1 protein-coding gene and 1 pseudogene are annotated in these 2,760 nt (G+C 63.5%); both read right to left on the reverse strand.

All coding sequences use genetic code 11. From position 1 onward, the window contains the following. Positions 1–1,386, reverse strand: a 1,386-nt coding sequence (locus RHBS_RS26455) for an APC family permease (protein WP_128646845.1), incomplete at its 3' end; no start/stop codon positions are given. 25 nt (positions 1,387–1,411) lie between these two features. Continuing rightward, a pseudogene (locus RHBS_RS26460) lies at positions 1,412–2,760 on the reverse strand (aldehyde dehydrogenase family protein); the annotation flags it as partial.

Raw genomic sequence — 2,760 nt, forward strand, 5'->3', positions numbered from 1 at the left:
GGGGGTGCCGTACACGGCCTCGCGCGGCCAGGCGAGGTTGATCGCCATGCCCGCTCCCCACACCACCGCGAGAATGTTGATCGGCAGGCCCCACTTGCCCATCGTGAAGTAGCCGCCGGGCTTCAGGTCCTCCGGTGGCCATTGCCCCTTGATTCGTTTGACCAACAGCGGTCCGGTGACCATGAGGTAGGCGAGGTAGATCATGATGATCGCGATGGAGGTCAGCACCGTGAAGATCTGCGGCTGACCGACGTTGACGACGAGGATCACGATGGCCAGTACGCCGATCGTCACCGCGGGAACGACCGGAGTCTGGGTCTTGGGATGCACCTTGGCCAAGCTCTCGCCGAACGGCAGAGCGTTGTCGCGCGCCATGGCGAACGTCAACCGGATCGCTGCGGTGTGCACTGCCAGCGAGCAGACGAAGACCGCGATGACGATGCAGATGAGGAAGACGGTGCCCAGTGGGCCCCACATCACCGCTTCGACGATGGACTGCAAGCTGCCGTCCGGGCTGCCGAGCGACGGATCGTCCAGATCGGGCGCGGCCATGACGGCGAACACCAGGATGGCTCCACCGATGACGAACGACGCGAGGATCGCGCGCAGGATGGCCTTCGGGGCGGTACGCCGGGGTTCGACGGTTTCCTCGCCGAGCGAGCTCGCAGTGTCGAACCCGTACATCACGTAGCCCGACGCCAACGACGCCACCAGGAAGGCTCCGAGGTAGCCGCCGCTCTCACCGGCGCCGTAGCCGTTGGTGGAGAAGAACACCTCGGGTCCGCGAGTGATGTTGGCCGCGAGCAGAATTGCTATCAACACGGCCGCGATGAGCTCGATGAACACTCCTGAGCTGTTGATCATCGCCATCAGCCGGACCCCGAGCGCATTGATCGTGGTGGTGATGGCGATCAGGATCGCACCGAGCAGCACCGCATTGGCCGCGAAATCGCTGGCACCGGAACCGTCGCCGATGATCTGGAATCCGCTCCAGATGCGGGGCAGGTTCAGCTGCAATGCCAGCGCGACGGCGGAGAGCGTCACGATCGAGGCCGTCAGCATCAACCAACCCGCGGACCATCCGACGATTCTGCGGCCCAACAGCTTGGCCCAGTTGTACACCGATCCCGCTACCGGATACTTCGCGGCCAGTTCCATGAAGCACAGTGCCACGCAGAGCTGACCGAGGAAGACCGCCGGCCACGACCACAGATACGCCGGTCCGGCTGCGCCGAATCCGAAATAGAAGAGCTGAAACGTGCCGGTGAGAATGGAGATGTAGCTGACGCCCGCGGCGAAGCTGGCGAATTTGCCGAGACTTCGATCGAGTGACTCCTTGTAGCCGAAGTCGTCCATTCCGCTCGAACTGTCGTTCAGTAATGCCATGCGCCTGGCCTTTCCGATCTCTTCGCTATCGGGTGCCGAACCACCCCGCCGCTGTGGGTGAGGTGTTGTGCCAAATATGCTTCGCCTCTTGGTATTCGGACATTCCGGACGGTCCGAGCTCGCGGCCGTTGCCGGACTGCTTGAAGCCGCCCCATTCTGCGGCCGCGGTGTAGACGCCGAAGTCGTTGAGCACACCGTGCCATGCGAAGCCCACGAACCATTCTTTCCCCTCGGGCGGCGTCGGATGTCCGAACTCCCGCGGCGAGACCGTAATTCGTATCGTTGCCCAACAGGAGTGCTTCGGCCTCGGTGTCGAAGCGCTCCACAGTGAGTATGGGCCCGAATGTCTCCTCCTGCACGATATTCATCGACCGATCGCAGTGGTCGAAGATCGTCGGTAGAAAATAACTACCCCCGTCCAGAGCAGCATCGTCCGGTTTCGTTCCGCCGATGACCAGCGTCGCGCCCTCGTCGATCCCGCCCGCGACGAAGGCTTCGATCTTCTCTCGCTGCGCCTGCGACACCAGTGGTCCGGTCTCGCTCGCCGGGTCCATCCCCGGACCGATCACGATGGTCTCGGCGCGTTCGGCCACGGCTGCAACGAATCGGTCGGCGACCGATTCTTCGATGATGAGTCGGGTGCCGGCCGAACACACCTGACCCGAATGCAGAAAGACTCCGGTCAGGACGTTGTCGACCGAGTCGGCGAATGCCTGGTCGTCGGCCACCGCGTCGGCGAACACGATATGTGGATTCTTGCCACCGAGTTCGACGGCCACCTTGGTGACGTTCTCGGCCGCCGCGGCCAAGATGTGCCTGCCTGTCGCCAGTCCACCGGTGAACGAAATGAAGTCGACGTCGCGGTTCCTGGTGAGTGCGTCCCCCAGAACCGCACCGCTGCCCTGCAGCAGGTTGACCACACCGGCCGGCACTCCGGCTTCTTCCACCAGCTTGGTGAACGCGATGGTGCTCAGCGGAGTCACCTCGCTCGGTTTGAGCACCATCGTGCAACCGGCCGCCAAGGCGGGGGCGATCTTCCACGAGATCTGCAGCAGCGGATAGTTCCACGGTGCGATCATCACGCAGACGCCGATCGGCTCGTGGACGACGCGGCTGAGGATTTCGGGTCGGTCGACGTCGATCAGGCGATCCGCCTGCACCACTGCAAGATCGGCGTAGAACCGGAAGACCGACGTCACGTCGTCGATGTCGATTTCACTCTCGCCGAACGTCTTTCCGGTATCGAGAGTTTCGATACGCGCGAGCTCGGCTTTGTCTCTCTGGAGCAGATCCGCGATGCGGTTCAGCAGATCGCTGCGCTCGCCCACCGTCACCGACCGCCACGGCCCGTCGTCGAACGCCGCCCGCGCCGAG

The sequence above is a fragment of the Rhodococcus sp. BS-15 genome, from assembly GCF_000813105.1.
Taxonomy (GTDB): Bacteria; Actinomycetota; Actinomycetes; order Mycobacteriales; family Mycobacteriaceae; genus Rhodococcoides.